The sequence below is a fragment of the Enterococcus raffinosus genome (assembly GCF_001886185.1).
Taxonomy (GTDB): Bacteria; Bacillota; Bacilli; order Lactobacillales; family Enterococcaceae; genus Enterococcus_A; species Enterococcus_A raffinosus.
This window is the reverse complement of sequence record NZ_JXLA01000005.1, coordinates 49,264-68,093: the sequence shown is the minus strand read 5'-3', so window position 1 is coordinate 68,093 and position 18,830 is coordinate 49,264. Positions and strand designations below refer to the sequence as shown.

Annotated in this window: 20 protein-coding genes; all 20 read right to left on the bottom strand. The window is 38.8% G+C overall.

The window, feature by feature from the left end; genetic code table 11:
- Window position 1: 1 nt before the first annotated feature.
- The gene (hprK, locus tag RV13_RS03765) at window positions 2-937 is read right to left on the bottom strand and encodes an HPr(Ser) kinase/phosphatase (RefSeq protein ID WP_010746706.1); all 936 of its coding nucleotides are present in this window, start codon (window positions 935-937) and stop codon (window positions 2-4) included.
- Between the two features lie 206 nt (window positions 938-1,143).
- A complete protein-coding gene (locus RV13_RS03760; RefSeq protein ID WP_010746707.1) occupies window positions 1,144-1,506 on the bottom strand; it encodes a phage holin family protein in 363 nt (120 codons plus the stop codon).
- A complete protein-coding gene (locus RV13_RS03755; protein ID WP_010746708.1) occupies window positions 1,506-1,823 on the bottom strand; it encodes a PspC domain-containing protein in 318 nt (105 codons plus the stop codon). The genes RV13_RS03760 and RV13_RS03755 overlap by 1 nt, the downstream gene beginning before the upstream one ends.
- A 25-nt stretch (window positions 1,824-1,848) precedes the next feature.
- On the bottom strand, window positions 1,849-3,399 hold the full coding sequence (gene liaX / locus RV13_RS03750; RefSeq protein WP_060789265.1) for a daptomycin-sensing surface protein LiaX: 1,551 nt from the start codon (window positions 3,397-3,399) through the stop codon (window positions 1,849-1,851).
- Between the two features lie 182 nt (window positions 3,400-3,581).
- Window positions 3,582-4,259 (bottom strand): phosphate signaling complex protein PhoU, encoded by a 678-nt coding sequence (gene phoU, locus RV13_RS03745; RefSeq protein WP_010746710.1) that lies wholly within the window; start codon window positions 4,257-4,259, stop codon window positions 3,582-3,584.
- A 128-nt stretch (window positions 4,260-4,387) separates the two neighbouring features.
- Complete coding sequence (gene pstB / locus RV13_RS03740) at window positions 4,388-5,143, bottom strand: phosphate ABC transporter ATP-binding protein PstB (RefSeq protein ID WP_010746711.1); 756 nt, start codon at window positions 5,141-5,143, stop codon at window positions 4,388-4,390.
- 17 nt (window positions 5,144-5,160) lie between these two features.
- On the bottom strand, window positions 5,161-5,961 hold the full coding sequence (gene pstB / locus RV13_RS03735; protein WP_010746712.1) for a phosphate ABC transporter ATP-binding protein PstB: 801 nt from the start codon (window positions 5,959-5,961) through the stop codon (window positions 5,161-5,163).
- A gap of 55 nt (window positions 5,962-6,016) precedes the next feature.
- A complete protein-coding gene (pstA, locus tag RV13_RS03730) occupies window positions 6,017-6,904 on the bottom strand; it encodes a phosphate ABC transporter permease PstA (protein ID WP_010746713.1) in 888 nt (295 codons plus the stop codon).
- Entirely contained in the window at window positions 6,897-7,829 is a 933-nt protein-coding gene (pstC, locus tag RV13_RS03725; RefSeq protein WP_010746714.1) for a phosphate ABC transporter permease subunit PstC, read from the bottom strand. Before pstC ends, pstA begins: the two co-directional genes overlap by 8 nt.
- Before the next feature lie 258 nt (window positions 7,830-8,087).
- Window positions 8,088-8,285, bottom strand: a complete 198-nt coding sequence (locus RV13_RS21280; RefSeq protein WP_255212356.1) for a helix-hairpin-helix domain-containing protein — start codon at window positions 8,283-8,285, stop codon at window positions 8,088-8,090.
- A gap of 63 nt (window positions 8,286-8,348) precedes the next feature.
- The gene (locus RV13_RS03715; RefSeq protein ID WP_010746716.1) at window positions 8,349-8,741 is read right to left on the bottom strand and encodes a VOC family protein; all 393 of its coding nucleotides are present in this window, start codon (window positions 8,739-8,741) and stop codon (window positions 8,349-8,351) included.
- 66 nt (window positions 8,742-8,807) lie between these two features.
- Window positions 8,808-9,584: a helix-turn-helix domain-containing protein gene (locus RV13_RS03710; RefSeq protein ID WP_010746717.1), complete on the bottom strand. Its 777-nt coding sequence runs from the start codon at window positions 9,582-9,584 to the stop codon at window positions 8,808-8,810.
- Between the two features lie 86 nt (window positions 9,585-9,670).
- Window positions 9,671-10,519, bottom strand: a complete 849-nt coding sequence (locus RV13_RS03705) for a phosphate ABC transporter substrate-binding protein PstS (protein WP_010746718.1) — start codon at window positions 10,517-10,519, stop codon at window positions 9,671-9,673.
- Window positions 10,520-10,662: 143 nt separating this feature from the next.
- Window positions 10,663-12,111 (bottom strand): cardiolipin synthase, encoded by a 1,449-nt coding sequence (gene cls, locus RV13_RS03700; protein WP_010746719.1) that lies wholly within the window; start codon window positions 12,109-12,111, stop codon window positions 10,663-10,665.
- Between the two features lie 60 nt (window positions 12,112-12,171).
- Window positions 12,172-12,609, bottom strand: coding sequence for a GNAT family N-acetyltransferase (locus tag RV13_RS03695; RefSeq protein WP_028020173.1), 438 nt, complete (start codon window positions 12,607-12,609; stop codon window positions 12,172-12,174).
- 42 nt (window positions 12,610-12,651) lie between these two features.
- Window positions 12,652-12,972, bottom strand: a complete 321-nt coding sequence (locus tag RV13_RS03690; RefSeq protein WP_010746721.1) for a DMT family transporter — start codon at window positions 12,970-12,972, stop codon at window positions 12,652-12,654.
- 285 nt (window positions 12,973-13,257) lie between these two features.
- Window positions 13,258-14,142 carry a permease-like cell division protein FtsX gene (gene ftsX / locus RV13_RS03685; RefSeq protein ID WP_010746722.1) on the bottom strand — a complete coding sequence of 295 codons (885 nt, stop codon included), beginning with the start codon at window positions 14,140-14,142 and terminating at the stop codon, window positions 13,258-13,260.
- On the bottom strand, window positions 14,135-14,824 hold the full coding sequence (ftsE, locus tag RV13_RS03680) for a cell division ATP-binding protein FtsE (protein WP_010746723.1): 690 nt from the start codon (window positions 14,822-14,824) through the stop codon (window positions 14,135-14,137). Before ftsE ends, ftsX begins: the two co-directional genes overlap by 8 nt.
- Window positions 14,825-14,921: 97 nt before the next feature.
- Window positions 14,922-16,032, bottom strand: a protein-coding gene (gene prfB, locus RV13_RS03675) for a peptide chain release factor 2 (RefSeq protein ID WP_141741168.1) whose coding sequence is annotated in 2 segments (ribosomal slippage) — window positions 14,922-15,959 and window positions 15,961-16,032 — 1,110 coding nt in all. Because the reading frame shifts where the segments join, the coding sequence is not laid out codon by codon here.
- 207 nt (window positions 16,033-16,239) lie between these two features.
- Window positions 16,240-18,771 (bottom strand): preprotein translocase subunit SecA, encoded by a 2,532-nt coding sequence (secA, locus tag RV13_RS03670; protein ID WP_010746725.1) that lies wholly within the window; start codon window positions 18,769-18,771, stop codon window positions 16,240-16,242.
- Window positions 18,772-18,830: the final 59 nt, after the last annotated feature.

The window sequence follows — 18,830 nt, the reverse complement described above, 5'->3', positions numbered from 1 at the left end:
TTTATTGGCCTGAGTTTTCTTCGATTAATTGGGTTAAACGATCTTCAAAGGTCTTCGTAGCATCGTACCCCATTGTGCGAGCCCGGAAATTCATCGCTGCTACTTCAATAATAATAGCGACGTTCCGTCCAGTCTTCACAGGAATCTTTACTTGCGGGATTTTTACTTCCGCGATTTCTACATCGGTATTCCCACTACCTAAGCGATCATATTTTTTGTCTTTCGACCAATTTTCTAAATAGACCACTAGTTGAAGCGGCATAGAGCCTCTAACTGCACTTGCTCCAAACAGATTCATCACATCGATGATACCGATTCCGCGGATCTCGATTAAATGCTGTAATATCTTGGGCGGCTCACCAATTAAAGTCAATTCATCTTGCTGATAAACGTCTACCCGATCGTCCGCAATCAATCGGTGACCACGCTTGACCAGTTCTAACGCCGTTTCACTCTTACCAATTCCACTGTCTCCTTGAATCAAAACACCCAATCCATAAACATCCACTAATACGCCATGAACGCTGGTGCGAGGTGCTAATCCGCCATTTAAAAAACTAGAAATCTCACCTAATAGTCGCGAGGTTGAGATTGGAGAGCTCAATACTGGAATGTTGCGTTCACTAGCTGCTGTGATCATCTCTTTCGGCGGCGTTAATCCTCGCGAAACGATGAAAGCAGGTGTATCATCACTACACATACGTCGCAAAACCATCAGCCGTTCCTCTGGCATCATGCGCTCCGCAAAGGTGATTTCTTTATTCCCAAAAAGTTGTAACCGATCGTGTGAATAATAGTTAAAATAGCCGGTCAGCTCTAACCCTGGACGAGAAATATCGCCGGTAGTAATGACCCGCTCAAGACTTTCTTCATCACCAGTTACTACTTCCAATGATAATTTATCAACTAGTTCTTTTACTTTTACTGTTTCAGCCATTTAATCCCTCTTTTCTACACTTCCGCTCTATTTTATCATTTTATCAATGGAGTGACTAGGTTCAGACTACTTCTCCCTTAAGAATCAAAAAAGGCTTCATAAAATATTAATGAAACCTTACTTTGATAGATACCTTAAACTAAAGAGAGTCGCATTAACTATCAATCCAAACAAAACTTGCACAAAAAAAAACGGATAGGTTAAATTTACCTATCCGCGTATTTGTCGATATTATGATCAGAAACGATCGCATTGACAATCGCCATGACAACAGCCACTAAAACTGAGACGGCAAAGCTAGAAAAGCCAAAACGATAATTTCCTAATAAGTTGGAAGTCAATTGCAGCATACCAGCGCTAATCACAAAACTAAATAGTCCGAGAGTTAAAATATTTAACGGAAGTGAAAGCAAAATCAATATAGGCTTCACTAATGTATTTAATATTGATAGGACAAAGCTTGCAGCAATAGCCATCGTCAAACTTTCCACATAAACATGTGTCGGAAAGAGCACCGATAGTGAAATAAAAATCAGTGAGTTAGCTATTAAGCGCTGTAGGTAAGTCATTAAAAGTCGCTCCAGTCATCATCGTCGATTTTGTCCGCTTTCTTACGTTGGCGGGACGCTTTTTTCTCATAGTTGTTGTAGTCGTTGTTTCCGTAGTATGGATTATTATGTCCATAAGAGTCCCGGCCTCTTGGGGCAGCAGGAATCACTAATGCTAACAAGACATATAGTACAACCGGTGCGCCGATTAAGCCGAAACTTAAGAAAACATAAATCACACGCACGATTGTAGGATCAATCCCGAAGTATTCGGCGATCCCGGCTAAGGTACCTGTCAGCACCACATTGTTTCGTGACTTTTGTAATCTCTTTTGCATATGAATCTTCCTTCCTTATTATTTCCTAATTGTCAAAATCTTTCAAGAAAATACTACCTGTCGTCGTTGACACATCAATCTTCGCCATTTCATCGGCTACTCGACGGAATTGCAACAAGCGATTTGTTTTTTCTTTTTTCTCTCTAATTACTTCATAGTCTGATAAACGATCATTGATGCTGCCAAGACTCGTTTTAGCCAAGCCTTCTAAACCAATCGTTTTTCCTACCGAAACTTTAACGTTCCCATTGACTGAGCTTGCTTTGATCTTTTGCAGGCTGTCATGACCAGCAGTTAATTTCACATCGCCATTGACTAATGAGATGCCATAATTTTGAATCGCTGCTTTCGTAGTGATATTTCCGTTAACCGTTTCAATAATCGAATCTAAAATCGCGCCTTCGCGAATTTCGATGTTGCCGTTAACGCCTTGAATTTCAAGCATCGTTGCATCAATCTGCTTAAAGGTAATATTGCCGTTTGTTGATTTGGCATATACATCTTTGGCATCCATTTCTTCAACGACCAAATCCCCATTTAATAATTTAACCGCTACATGATCGTACGTACGTTTTGGCAAGTAGAAGACTAATTCTGCTTGAACCCGTTTATTTGGAATTTGGAATGAAATATGTTCATCATTTACTTCGATCTGACTGCGCTCCATCAATGATTGTAATGGTGTAGCTTCATTCATTTTACCATAAAGTTTGATTTTCGCATCTACTTTGATGGCAGCGTCATCCCATGCCTTTAAGGTCACTTTACCATTTGCTAGTTTAATATCAAGCAAGGTAGGTTCAACATCTGTATATAAAAATTGATGTTCAAATTTAGATGTAACGAGACCGGGAACTTTTACGTTGAAATCTTTCCAATCAACATTTTCTTCTACCGTATCAGAAACAGTTTTCCAAGTTTTTTTCATTAAACGACCTAGTTGAACGCCGGCTTCACCCAGTTTTTCACCAACTTGCGAGAAAGTTTCGCTAGCTTGATCCTTTAAATCGTCTGGGATTTCGATATGAGCATATACACGTTTTTTGCGATTTTCTTTTTGATCGTTTTGTACATTGCTCAATTCTTCTTCTTGCTCTTCCACTTGTTCTTCTAATTCTGAAATTTGTTCTTTAAGACCACTAATTGCTTCTTCGACAGCTGCTCGGATGTCATCATCCGCTTCTGACAAAGTATCCAATTCTTCTTTTGTATCTAACTCCATCAAAACTTCTTCTTTTTCGTGAAGCACTGCTTTTAATTCATTCTTCTTTTGGTTAATTTCATCAATATGAGCAGAAATTTGATTGACTTCTGTTGCTAAGTCATCAAAATAAGCTTCTAGGTCTTCTAAGTCCTGTTCATCAGACCCTTTTGCTTTTTCTTTGTCTGCCCCATCTTCCCATTCATCAACTAAATTAGTTGCTTGGTCACGGTGGTAAGAATCCACTTTATCTGCAGCTTGTTTAATCTGCGCTTCATCCTTCGCCTTAGCCATGCTTTCTAATAAATCTAAACCTTCTTCAGTCGATAAAATACCTTTTTTAACTAATTCCAAAATTCGTTGTCTTTCATTCATAGAAATTGCCTCCTTCAAAAAGCAAATACATTACTTTTGTTTACATTCATATTATGCAATGTTTTTATCGGTTTGTCATAGGACTAAAGACCCATCTTTTCATCCGACTTCCTTAAGAGTGATGTTTCTTCCTATTTAAATATAGAAAAAACCAGTTAGATTATTCTAACTGGTCATTTGCTTTAGAAATTTTCATTGCGATTGCTGTTCAATTCAGTGATCTTGCCGGTAGCTAAGTAAACGATCCACTCACAAATGTTCGTCACATAATCGCCAACACGTTCCAAGTAACCAGCAACATGTAGATAATCCGTTCCACTAATGATGGTATCCGATTCTTTTTCCATCGTGTTTGTTGTCATATCGTAGATTTTTTGGAAATAATCATTTACTCGTTCATCCATTTTGGCAATCATACGCGCGTCTTTTTCATCTGTTTTGACATAAGCAACCAACACGTTGTCCACCATTTTTTTCACATAATTAGACATCTCGTTGATTTCTTTTTCAACTTCTAAAATTCGCGGTAACCCTTTTAAGCGAATCGTTGATTTTGCCACAGAGACGGCATGATCACCCATTCGTTCTAGATCTGAGCTGGCCTTCATGATTGTTATGATCGTACGCAAATCTGTCGTAACAGGCTGCTGTAATGCAATCATTTCAAAACTTTTTTTCTCTAAGCGAACTTCCATATCATTGATCTCAATATCATGGTCAATGACCTCTTGCGCGAGTTTTTTATCATGATCAATATATGATCGTACTGATTTGTGTACTGCACTTGAAACCATCATACCCATTTCATAAAACTGATTGTGAAGATTTAATAGATCTTCTTCAAATTGTGTACGTAACATCGTTGCCCTCCTTTTCAAATGATAGAATAATGCTTATTCTACCTTTAAACCATGTATTGTCCTACTCATTTTTTTGGGGGAGTTAACATTCTTTATGTGCTTAGCAAAAAACTATAAGTTCTTTATAATTACCCAAATTTGCCAGAGATGTAATCTTCCGTTTCTTGTTTAGCTGGATCTAGGAAAATTTTCTTTGTCTTATCGAATTCAATCAATTCTCCTTGAAGAAAGAATGCCGTACGATCAGAGATGCGTGATGCCTGTGACATATTGTGCGTCACGATAATGATCGTATAATTCTCTTTTAACTCTAACAACATATTTTCGATTTTACCTGTTGATACAGGGTCCAAAGCACTCGTCGGCTCATCCATAAGAATAACTTCAGGATTAACTGCCAATACCCGAGCAATACAAACTCTTTGCTGTTGTCCGCCAGATAATGACAACGCACTCTCATGCAATTTATCCTTCACATCGTTCCAAACGGAAGCTGCTTTTAAGCTCTCTTCCACAACTTGATCAAGTTTGTTCTTATCCTTTTCCCCTTTTAATTTTAACCCATAAATGACGTTCTCGTAAATCGAAAATGGAAATGGATTTGGTTGTTGAAACACCATCCCGATTTCTTTACGCAGTTCAACAGTGTCAGTTTTGGGACTATAGATGTCTTTGCCTTTATACACGACGCTTCCTGTAATAGTCACTCCAGGGATCAAATCATTCATGCGATTCAACGAACGTAAATAGGTTGATTTTCCACAGCCAGATGGGCCAATCATCGCTGTGATCTCGCCTTTTTCAATCTCCATATCAATGCCTTTTAGGGCTTCCTTTTTACCATAATATAAATGAAGGTCTTTGGAAGTAATAATCTTCGACATTTAATTTCCTCCGTCTCTTAGCCAAAGTGTCCTGATACATAATCTTCAGTGGCTTGTATTTTCGGCCGTGTAAAGATTTTTGTCGTTTCATCATACTCAATCACATGCCCTAAATAAAAGAAAGCAGTATAATCACTAATCCGCGCCGCTTGCTGCATATTATGTGTCACAATAATAATCGTATAATTTTCCTTCAATTGGACCAATGTTTCTTCAACCGTTCCTGTCGAGATAGGGTCCAAAGCGCTAGCAGGCTCATCCAATAATAAGATATCAGGCTTCATTGCAATTGCCCGCGCAATACACAAGCGTTGCTGTTGACCTCCCGAAAGAGCCAATGCGCTCTTGTCTAGATTATCCTTGACTTGATCCCAAAGCGCCGCTTGCTTCAAACTAGTTTCAACGATTTCTTCCAGTTGATGCTTATCCCGCATACCATGCTGTTTTAAAGCGAAAGTAATATTATCTCGAATCGATTTGCTAAAAGGATTGGGGCGCTGGAACACCATCCCGATTCGCTTGCGCATTTCATAAACATCAATATTAGATGCGTTGACATCGACATCTTTGTACATGATTTTCCCCGTCACACTGGCGCTGGCAATCCCATCATTCATACGATTCAATGAACGCAGATAGGTTGATTTCCCACAACCAGAAGGACCGATTAATGCAGTGATTTTATTTTTTTCAAACTCCAGATCAACACCCTTGATGGCTTCGTTACTGCCATAATAAACATGTAGATCTTCTGTATGCAACGCAATTTCACCAGGCATGCTGATAATATTACGTTCCTCCCAATTGTATTCTTTCATCGAATTTCTCCTAGTTTAGTCTGATAGTACAATTATTCTATGAAAATCAGAATTCTCATGCTGAAGTCATTTTTCTATGAAGTCGTTTCCCGATTGCTCGAGCACCAAAATTAAATAGTAAAACGGCTAAAATTAAGACCGCAGAGGCTCCAGCAGATACAGCTGTTCCATCTGGCATCGTTCCTTCTGTATTGATTTTCCAGATATGCACAGCCAATGTTTCTGCTTGTCGGAAAATACTTAGCGGACTAGATACACTTAATGGATTTAAATTAGTGAAATCTAATGCAGGTGCACTTTGACCTGCGGTATAAATCAAGGCCGCCGCTTCTCCGAAAATTCGACCTGAACTTAAAATGACTCCCGTTAAAATCCCTGGAAGAGCGTCTGGCACAACAATTTTTGTGACGGTTTCCCAACGTGAAAGGCCTAAAGCTAATCCCGCTTCACGCTGAGTATAATGAATCGCTCGCAAGGATTCTTCAATATTTCTTGTTAGCAAAGGCAAGTTAAATAAGGTCAATGCCAATGCACCGGAAAGAATAGAAAAGCCATAGCCAAATTGAATAACAAAAATCAAGAAGCCAAACAAACCGACCACTACTGAAGGCAATGAGCTCAAAATCTCAATCGATGTCCGAATGACATTCGTTACCCAATTTTTCTTGGCATATTCAGATAGATAAATCCCTGCTCCAAGAGAAATTGGTAAGCTGATAATCATCGTAATCAATAGGAGATAAACAGAGTTGAATAGTTGAATACCAATCCCACCACCCTTTTGATACGCTTTTGAGGGTGAAGTTAAAAATTCCCAAGACACATGTGGTAACCCACGAATCAAAATGTACAGTAAGAGAAAGGCTAAAATTGCCACAATTAAGCCAGAAACAATATATAGAACAGCTGTGGCGATTTTATCCGCGCGTTTTGCTTTATCCATTTGTTATCTCCCCTTTCTTTCCAATATAGCGAATCAAAATATTGAAAACTAAAGACATGAATAATAGGATCAACGCTAACGACCATAAGACATTATTTTCAACGGTTCCCATGATTGTATTCCCTATACCCATCGTCAAAATTGAGGTCAATGTTGAGGCAGGGGTTGTCAAGCTTGTTGGCATTAACGCCGCATTCCCGATAACCATTTGGATGGCTAATGCTTCTCCAAAAGCACGTGCCATACCAAAAACAACCGCCGTCAAAATACCTGGTACAGCTGCCCGCAGCACTACTTTATAAATCGTCTGCCAACGTGTTCCTCCTAAAGCTAATGAGGCCTCTCGATAGTGTCGGGGAACAGATTTTAGTGTATCTACCGTCATTGTGGTAACAGTCGGTAAGATCATTACAAATAAAACAAATGTCCCTGACAAAATACCAAACCCAGTTCCGCCAAATACTGAACGAATAAAAGGAACGATAACCGTTAAACCAATAAATCCATAAACAACCGAAGGGATTCCCACCAATAATTCAATCACTGGCTGTAAAAATTTCTGTCCCTTGTTCGGTGAAATTTCTGTCATAAAGACTGCCGCACCAATTGCAAATGGTGTCGCTACAATTGCTGATAGAAAAGTTACCATGAATGATCCTAAAATCATCGGCAATGCTCCAACTAATGGCTTACCATCCGGTCCTGTCGCACTAGGATTCCAAACGGTCCCAAATAAGAAATCAAATACATTGATTTTATCTACAAAAAAGGTTGATAACCCTTTGCTTGCTACAAAATAGAAAATCGCTCCTACGACAAGCACGATTAACGCGATACAAACGAAACTAACGAAACGTCCTCGTTGTTCAATTCTCGCACGCTTTGATTTCGTCGTCAGTGCTTTTTTTACATCTTCATTTTCCAAGGCCTGCTCCTCCTGCTTCTTCAAACTAGTACATTCGTTTTTTTACAAACCAACAAAATCATTTTACCTGTTGAAAATCAATTTCTTTTTAATCTCCTGTAACGCTTCCATGACATTTGTAAAGAAAGTGTAAACCAGATTAGAGATTTTCCGCAACAGAATTGCCTATCAACACAGATTTGATTGAGAAGCTAGAGCAGATCATTTATAAATAAAGATAAAAAACAGTGTTCCCTGATGAGAACACTGTTACTCTGTTTAATCATTTTTCCAATTCCACCAATTTTGCTTACCTGAGGGCAACTTTCCGTCATTTTCAGCATAATATACTGCTAATTGATACACATACAACGCACAGAGATCAACATTTTTTTCCTGAACCATACAATCTCTTAGATAAATTTCTTCTGGAACTTGTTTTTTTAGTGACTGAATATCAGGATAGCCAGCCCTGATTAAATATTACGCCATCTTTTCTCCCACACCCGGAATTTTCTTTAAATGACTTTCCATCACTGATTACTCTTCAGTATGTTCAGTGAAAGTCAACACATAACCATCTGGATCTGTAATCGCAAATTCTTTTGAACCATAGAATGTTGTATGCGTTTCTGTATAAATTGGATAGGATTTTTTTATCGCGATATAAAAGTCTTCAAAGTTTTCTATCGTAATGTAGAGCGTGATTGAGGGCTGAATCTTCTCTGTCGCCAAAATTGGATATTCTTCGCCTAAATTATTTTTTTCTTGTAGCATCAGAGTAACTGAATCTTTTGCAAGTATCGCAAACTGTAATTCTTGATTTTTAGCTGGAACAGAAGCCACGACTTCAAATCCAAGAATCTCTTGATAAAAGTTGACTGAAGTATCCACACTTTCCACCATTAAATTCGTTGTTATATTTTTGTACATTTAAACCGCCTCCTTATTTATATTCATATTCTAGCAAGGGCAAAGCACATTTATTGTAAAAATACGTCATTCTTTATAACGGCTAACTAATTCTAACGGAGTGATTCCCAAATGTTGTTTAAAATCCTTATTAAAATGGGATTGATCATAATAGTTCGTTACGGTCAAAATATCCGTTGGTCTTGCCTGTTCTGAAGTCAAAATAGTTAGGCAGCGCTGAAAACGTAAAATACTTAGGACCATTTTAGGTGTTAAGCCAAAACTTTTTGCAAATACACGCTGGCACTGTCGAGGACTCAAAAAAAGGTGCTCATATAACTCTTTCGCCGTCTGAGGGATTTTATCAGAAAGCCTTGGAAACAGTTGTGTATACTCATTTGCTTTCTTTCCTTCAAATTTTTCTGTTAGATAGGCTTGAAGGATTAATTGAGCCTCGTCAAAGGATGCTGAAAAAAACTGTTCTGTGTTAAAATCTTTAAAAACGTCCTGCATCAGAACATAATCATCCATTGCTCTTGCAGCGGGGAGTTCAGTCAATTGATAAAAAGCTCCTGGCATCATTCGCGCACCAAAAAAGCGAGTAGGCGTCTGAATATCATACTCAAAATCAGTTTTTTGATTTCCGGTGAAGAAGAGCATCTTTTGATCATAATCCGCGATTAGATCAATACACCCATCCGCGATAATCACATTTTTTATCTGAGTTTGTTCGTTAGTTTTTGGAGTCATTTGCCAAAAACAAATGATAAACTCACTACATTCAGGAACAAGCTTTTCATGATAACTCATCACACGAGTGAAATCTTTATTTAAAACAAAAGGTAATTGAATCGGGTAGTACATCTTTCTTCCTCCTCACTGTATACTAATCCACCTAACGAATAGAAGCGAAAAAGGACACAGAAGTAAATCCGTGTCCTACTAACATTCTATTTTATTTCATTCCCTTGCCAGTCTCTTTCAACCTTCATATCAGAGATTGGAATATAGCCAAGTTGTGGAACCACTTTTTCCTGAACCTCTTTTGAAAGCATGTAATCCAAAAAATCTTTGACTAATTCTTTAGGCTGCCCTTTAGTATACATGTGTTCATAGGCCCAGATCTTCCATTGATTCGTTGTCACATTCTCATCTGTAGGTTCGATATTATCAATATTCAACGTTTGGATCTCTTTTGTCACGTAAGAAAAAGCAGTATAACTGATCGCTCCTGGTGTATCCGCGACAATTTGACGGACCATCCCACTGGAGTCCTGCTCCTGTGCGCGAATAGCCGTCTTGCCATCTAGTACCCACTGCTCAAAGGTTGAGCGCGTACCACTTCCAGATGCCCGATTTAGAATAACAATCTCTTGATCTTTTCCACCGACATCCTTCCAATTTGTAATTTCACCTAGAAAGATCTTACGCAGATTCTCTAACGAAATATTGGTTACGCCGACTCCTTTATTTACAATCGGAGTAATTCCGACAACAGCCACTTTATGATCAACGAGTTTCTTCGCATCAATCCCATTTTTCTCTTCGGCAAACAAATCTGAATTGCCGATATCGACAGCCCCTGATTGTACCTGGCTTAATCCTGTGCCGCTTCCGCCGCCTTGGACATTGATAAATCTGCCGGGATTTTTACTTTGATACTCTTCCGCTACTGTTTCGACCAAAGGCTGCAAAGCAGAAGAGCCGACAGCAGTGATTGATTCACCACGATCAATCCATTTTGAACAACCAGACAAGAGCAAAAGTGTACCTAATAGGGGAATTAACCATTTCTTCATGAAAAATCTCCTCATTCATTTTTAAGTATTCATTTTTCAAAAGCGAAAAGATGAACTAGCATCCTTAGTCATTCGTCATTATTTGACTCACTAAACAAGCTAGTTCATTTTATACTATCAAACCATGTATGCGCAAATGATTTTTACAAGAGTGGAGAAATCAAACGAGCAATGCCTTCTTTAAACTTGATCAATGTCCCGCGTTGGTCATACTTTTCTTGCGTCAATAGCTCCGATTTCATTGAATCCTTATGAATTTCTTCTCGCAGCTCCTCTGCAAATGCAGCATCATAAACGATGGTATTTACTTCAAAATCCAATTTGAAAGAACGAACATCGATATTTGCCGAACCTACCGAAGCAATTCCACCATCAATGACCATTGTTTTTGCATGAATAAAACCATTTTCGTATGTTTCAATAATTGCACCATACTCCAGTAACTCAGCTGCAAAAGAGTATGTTGCCCAATAAACGAGGATATGATCTGGCTTATTCGGTATTTGCATCCGTACCTTTACGCCAGAAAGAAGTGCCAGTTTCAAGGCCTCGTGAATTGGTGCATCAGGAATATAATACGGTGTCTGAATCAAGATTTCTTTTTTTGCTAGGTTAATCATTTTTAAATAGGTCAGTTTGATTTGTTCGTGCTCGCTGTCAGGTCCGCTGCTGACAATTTGCAACGCTAGTTTTCCTTCAGATTCAATCTCAGGAAAATAGTCCGGCTGATAGACAAGATCATGTTTTTGCTGAGAATTCCAGTCCATCAAAAATCGATTCTGCAAAGTATACACGGCTTGTCCATGAATCCGAAGATGGTTGTCTCGCCAATAACCAAATTTTTCCACCAAGCCAAGGTACTCATCACCGACATTGAATCCTCCGGTATATCCAATTTCACCATCTATCACAACAATTTTTCGATGATTGCGATAATTCATTCGCGGATTTAAATAAGGCAGAAATAGTGGAAAGAAAAACTCTACTTCGCCTCCCAATTCGATTAAAGGGTTAAGAAAACGGCGATTGACTTGCGTAGAACCCCAGGCATCTAAAAGTAATCGTACTTTTACGCCTCGAGATGCTGCTGCTACTAATGCTTCTCGAACCTCTAGTCCAAGATCATCTGCTCGATAAATATAGTATTCCATATGGATGTGATATTTCGCTCGCTTGATGTCTTCAAGCAAAGCATCAAACTTTTTACGACCATCTGTATAAAGTTTAACCTCATTATTCGTCGTATACAAAGAACTTTCGAACATCGTCAGCATATAAATCAATTGTCGCGGGTCTACTTGATTGGTCGTTGGTTTCGGAAAAAGCCCGCGATCTAAGGCCCGCTGCTGTTGCTGTAGTTCAACATTCATACCAATTTTGGTCTGCATCTTCAAATCGAAAATGCGCTCTTTAGAAATTCCCTTACCAAAGAAAATATATAACACAAAGCCTAGTACAGGAATAAAGGTTAAAACTAATAACCATGCCCAAGTGTTGACTGTATCCTTTCGTTCACGAAAAACAATAATGAAAGATAAAATGGTGTTGATAATCAAAAATAATAGCCCTAAGTGTCCTGTCACAAATGACATGCCTCCACACTCCTTCTTCTAAAGGATAGCCGAGAAAAAGTTAATTGTAAACAATGTGCCTTAACCATTTTCTTTATTTTGTAAAAGCATCTCAATATGAGGGATTTCGTCTTCCAAGTAAACCTCAGAAGTTTGTTCAAAACCGAAAGATTGATAAAATGCCACTAAATAGGCTTGTGCCGAAATGACCACAGGTTGATTGGGATAACGCTTCTCAATTTCCCGTAAAGTCTTCGCAACGATTTTCCTTCCTAGTTGCTGATGACGATATTTTTTTACTACTAAGACACGACCAAAATGAATGATTTTCTCTTCCTCTATAATTCGCGCGTAAGCCTGCAACTCCCCATTTTCTTCTATACAGATATGTACAGCTTTACGATCCGCTTCATCAACTTCTTGATAGGGACACTTTTGCTCAACAACAAATACGGCCGTACGGGCCTGTAAAATTGTTAACAGCTCCTGTGTTGTTAATTCATCAGTTGTTTTAATCATGAGAGCCTCCTGCTTTTTTTAACAGTTTAACGTACTTTTTACTTAATGTCCGCTAGTAACCTTAATTCCTATGATTCCAACTACTAAGAGAATCACAAAAAAGCTAGTCAAAATCGTTAAATGATCCTTAAAGAAGAATACACCAATCAAAATCGATCCTACTGCTCCAATACCTGTCCATATTGGATAAGCCAAACTCATAGGTAATGAATGAAGTGACTTTGATAAAAAATAAAAACTTGCAATCATACCGACTATTGTTAATAGAGAATAGTTTAATTTACTAAATCCTTCACTCATTTTCATCATTGTGGCCCAAAACATCTCGAATACTCCTGCTACTATTAATGATACCCATGCCATAATAATTCTCCTCCAAAAAAAGATTTTTCTACTATCACGCAGACCGAACACTTTAATTACTTTAACGATTTCGCTAAATCCTCCATTTCCCAAAAAAATCGTTAATAAATGACAACAAAAAAAGGGCGTCCAATTTCTTCTATGACCTAACGAAATTGGCTCCCTTGCTCGGTAGCGTTCTACTAATTTGACTTCTATGCTAGTACCTTTTATTGAAAAAGGCAAGAAACAAGTATTATTTTGAAACGAAAAAACTTCCCCGAAAAAAACGGAGAAGTTTACGCTTTAAATTTTTAGGAAACGACGCATTGAAATAACTGATCCTAAAGAACCAATCAAATAGCCACCGACTGCCATTGTGATATCTAAAATCCATACAATTTGACTTGGACGTAGCAGAGCAAGATTAGACTGTAATAAATATGGCGCTGCTAAACCATAAACCTGAGAATACCCATAAGTTAATACTAAAATTGGTACGATTGACCCAATCAAACCGATCCAGCCACCTTCAAGAAAGAACGGCCAGCGGATATATCCATTCTTAGCGCCTACTAAACGCATAATTTGTATTTCTGTTTTTCGTGAAATAATCGTGATTCGAATCGTATTAGAAATAAGGAAGATTGCTACAAAAATTAATAACGCAGCTGCTGCTAACCCCCACGTGCGAACAACTTTAGACATTTGAATAATTCTGTCTGCTGAATTTCCACCATAATTTGCACGGAACACATTCGGCAGCTGACTCGCTTCACGTGTCACAGGACGGATATATTGTGCATCTGTCGCACTAACTACATACACGTCATAAAGCGGATTGCTGTCTCCTTCGAACAAATCCCAAGCATCGCCCATCTGTGCTTGTAATTTTTTCAATTGATCTTGCTTGCTGGAGAAAGAAACTTTGTCCACATGTTTGATATCTTGTAGTTCAGACTTCAATTCTTTTAGTTCTTTATCTTTAGTACCGATATCGACAAAAACAGTCACTTCAACATTTCCCTCAACATCTTGTGCTAATTTCGTCGCATTCATTATAACAGCTAGGAAGATTCCCGCCATTGTCAGTGTAATCGTCACGGCGCTGACAGAGGCTAATGTCATCCAGCCATTCCGCTTAACGCTCTTGATACTTTCCAACAAATGTCGGAAGAAATTTCTAATCATCAAACTCGTATTCTCCTTCCGCTTCGTCTCGAACGATCAAGCCATTTTCAATTGCGATTAAGCGATGGCGCATTGTATCCACAATCGTTTTATTATGTGTCGCCATCACTATAGTTGTTCCTTGGTTATTGATTCGTTCTAACAGATGCATGATTTCCCAAGAAGTATCTGGATCCAAATTACCCGTTGGCTCATCAGCGATCAAAACTTTGGGGGTATTTACAATTGCACGTGCAATTGAAACACGCTGCTGTTCACCACCAGATAATTCACTAGGAAAGACGCGGACTTTGTGTTTTAAACCGACAAGGTCCAACACTTCCATAACACGTTTTTTGATGTCTCGCGGTTTACGCCCAATTACTTGCATTGCATACGCAACATTTTCATAAACCGTCTTACGGGGCAACAATTTAAAATCTTGGAAAACAACGCCTACATCGCGACGCAGATATGGAACATCTTTATTCTTGATTTTTAATAAATCATGACGGGCAACATCTAAAATTTTTCCGGAAGTTGCCTTTTCTTCACGGTACATCAACTTGATGAAGGTAGATTTTCCACTACCAGAGGGACCAACGACATAGACAAACTCACCCTGTTCGATACGGACCGAAATCCCACGGACAGCAGTTGTCTTATTAGGATATTTTTTTGTTACATCCTGCATTTCAATCATGCTTTATCTCTCCAAATCCTCTTAAATTCTTTGTTATTATAGCATGCCAACATTGCAACTGGCTTTCATTACTTTACAATTTGATTTCATTTTATTCTTAAGCCTCTTGTGCCAAGCGCCATTTTAGATAAGCATCAATAAAAGGATCCAATTCTCCATCCATTACTGCTTGAACATTCCCAGTTTCGTAGTCCGTACGATGGTCCTTCACCATCGAGTAAGGATGGAAAACATAAGACCGGATTTGAGAGCCCCATCCGATTTCTTTTTGTTCACCGCGCAAAGCAGCAGCTTCTTGCTCTTTTTTTTCAATTTCTAATTGATAGAGCTTCGCCTTCAACATTTGCATTGCGGTCTCACGGTTATGAAATTGCGAACGCTGTGCCTGACTCGCAACCACGGTCCCAGTTGGTAAATGAGTAATCCGCACTGCTGAAGAGGTTTTGTTAATATGCTGTCCGCCAGCACCACTTGCACGATAAACATCGACCTTCAAATCATCTGGATTAATCTCAACTTCAATATTTTCATCCAACTCGGGCATTACTTCGACAGAGCAAAAAGAAGTATGACGTCGGCTAGCAGAATCAAATGGAGAAATACGCACCAAACGATGCACTCCTTTTTCAGATTTCAAGTACCCATAAGCATTTGTTCCCTTGATCATCAATGTAACACTCTTAATTCCAGCTTCGTCACCTGACTGATAATCAATCGTTTCAACTGAAAAGCCATGTTGTTCAGCCCAACGAGTATACATTCGCAAAAGCATCGAACCCCAGTCCTGAGACTCTGTTCCACCCGCTCCAGGGTGAAGCTCTAAAATCGCATTATTCTTATCATAGGGCTCATCTAACAAAAGAGACAATTCAAAGCCGGCAATTTTTTCTTGTAGTTTAACTAATCGTCCTTCTAACTCCGTTTGCAATTCAGCATCAAAATCTTCCTGCTGCATTTCCCACATAACATTTAATTCTTCGTACTCATCTGCTATAGCTTGAAACTGATCATAGGTTTCTTTGGCAGTATTGTTACGATTAATCAAAGCCTGAGCCTTTTCTGAATCATCCCAAAAGTCTGGAGCAGTCATTTGATTTTCTGCTTCTGCAATATCTTCTTCTAGCTGCTCTAGGTCAAAGAGACCCCCTGAAGCTTGTGACTTGCTCTTGCATAGAGTCTAACAAATTTCGTATTTCTGCATTTTCCAAATCTATTCCTTCTTTCTCACGAGTTAACTTCACCCGCAAAACCAATAATTTCAAACGAATTAATCTATAGTATACGATTTTTTCCGTTAATTCTCAAAAAACACTCGATATCTGTTTGTTCATTATTGCTTCACTGCATATCGGAACTGTCAAAAGACGAGACATAGTAGCTATGTCCCGTCCTAAAGGTTCTTTTTATCGTGAAAATTATTGTCCTTTGCCGTGGCAGTTTTTATATTTTTTACCACTGCCGCATGGACATGGATCATTACGTCCCACTTTTTCTACATGAACCGGTTTTTGTTTCGTATGTGTTAAATTCTTCGGATCTCCATCTGCTTCTACAGGATGTTCTTGTTGGTTCTGTGCCACTTGCTCCCGCTGAACATTTTGACGAATTTCAGCTTTCATAAAGAGACGCGTAACTTCAAACTCGATTGCTCCAACCATATCTTCAAACATCTTATATCCTTCGGTTTGATATTCAACCAATGGATTATTTTGACCATAAGCCCGTAATCCTACAGATTGACGCAACTGATCCATCGCATCAATGTGGTCAGTCCATTTTGTATCCACAACACGCAAGATAACCACTTTTTCAAATTCCAATAATTGTTCAGGACTTTGTAATTGAGAAACTTTTGTATCAAAGACTGCTTTTGCACGATCGTACAAATAATCTTTCATTTCCTCAGGTGTCTTTCCTTCAAAATCTGCCTTTGAAATAGAGTCTTCATGGACTAAAGTCGCCCCAGCGAAATCTGCTAAAGCTTCAAGATTCCAATTTTCTTTATCTAATTGTGTGTGGCTGTCCACAACACGTGAAATTGTACGGCGAACCATATTCAATAAGTTTGGTGTTAAGTCTTTTTCACCCATAATCACATCTTGACGTTGTTTATAGATGACTTCACGTTGTTCACGCATGACATCATCATATTGCAAGACATTCTTACGTGTGTCGTAGTTATTCCCTTCAACACGTTTTTGAGCCGATTCCACCTGGCGTGTCAACATTTTGCTTTGAATGACAGCATCTTCATCTTCAACTTTCATTCGATCCAAGAAAGCCTTGATTCGTTCAGAACCGAAACGTTTCATTAAATCATCTTCTAATGAAAGATAGAACTGTGAAACACCTGGATCTCCTTGACGACCAGAACGTCCACGTAACTGGTTATCAATACGGCGTGATTCATGACGTTCGGTACCAATTACAGCTAGACCCCCTAATTCAACAACACCCAGACCTAATTTAATATCTGTACCACGTCCGGCCATATTGGTAGCAATCGTAACAGAACCTTTTTGACCAGCGTTCATAATAATTTCCGCTTCTTTAAAGTGGTTCTTCGCATTCAAAACTTCATGCGGCACTTTTTCACGATCCAACAAATTAGAGAGTAATTCTGACGTTTCAACAGCAACCGTACCAACTAGGATTGGCTGACCTTTACGATGACGCTCTTTAATATCACGGACCACCGCATGAAATTTGCTTTCTAATGTTGGGTACAACAAGTCTGCATGATCTTCACGGATAACAGGGCGGTTAGTAGGAATTTGAATAACTTCAATATTATAGATTTCACGGAATTCTTCCTCTTCCGTTTTAGCCGTACCCGTCATCCCTGCTAATTTTTTATACATACGGAAATAGTTCTGGAAGGTAATTGTCGCCATTGTTTTCGTTTCATCTTCGATCTCAACGGATTCTTTTGCTTCGATTGCTTGGTGCAACCCATCGGAGTAACGACGTCCATCCATAATACGACCAGTAAACTGGTCAACGATTAAAACTTTTCCTTCTTGTACCACATAATCAATATCACGAATCATGATAAAATTCGCTCGCAAAGCTTGATCTAAATGGTGTGTCAACGCTGTATTTTCTAAATCATACAAGTTTTCTAAGCCGAAGTTTTCTTCTGCTTTTTCAATTCCTTGCTCAGTTAACCCGATTGTCTTTGATTGGATATCAATTTTGAAATCTTCATCTTCTTTCAATCGTTTCACGAAATTGTCTGTTCGTGTGTAAAGAGCCGTAGACTTTTCAGCAGCCCCAGAAATAATCAAAGGTGTGCGTGCTTCGTCAATCAGGATCGAGTCTACTTCATCGACAATGGCATAGTTCAATGGACGTTGAACCATCTGACTTTGATAAACAACCATATTGTCACGTAGATAATCAAAGCCAAGCTCATTATTCGTACTGTAGGTGATATCACAATTGTATGCTTCACGTTTTTCATCAGCGGTTTTTGAATTGATATTCAAACCAACACTCAAACCTAAGAAATTGTATAATTCGCCCATTTCAGTAGAGTCACGTGTTGCTAAATATTCATTTACTGTAACTACGTGGACACCTTCTCCTGTCAAGGCATTCAAATAAACCGGCATCGTCGCTGTTAATGTTTTTCCTTCACCAGTTTTCATTTCAGGGATATTTCCGTCATGTAAGACGATCCCCCCCATTAATTGCACGTGATATGGATATAGACCGAGAACACGCTTTGCTGCTTCACGGACTACCGCAAAAGCTTCTGGAAGTAAATCATCCAATGTTTCTCCAGCTTGGTAACGCCCTCTAAATTCTTCGGTCTTGCCACGTAATTGCCCATCCGACAATTTTTCCATGTCGCCAGAAAATTCTTCGACCTTGTCAGCAATCCCACTTAATCGTTTTAATTCTTTTTTATCGTTTTCAATCATTCGTTTCAGAAAGTTTGCCATTCGTTTATCTTACTCCTTTATTTCTTTTCATTTTCTATTTTTTGATAGAAACCCGCTAG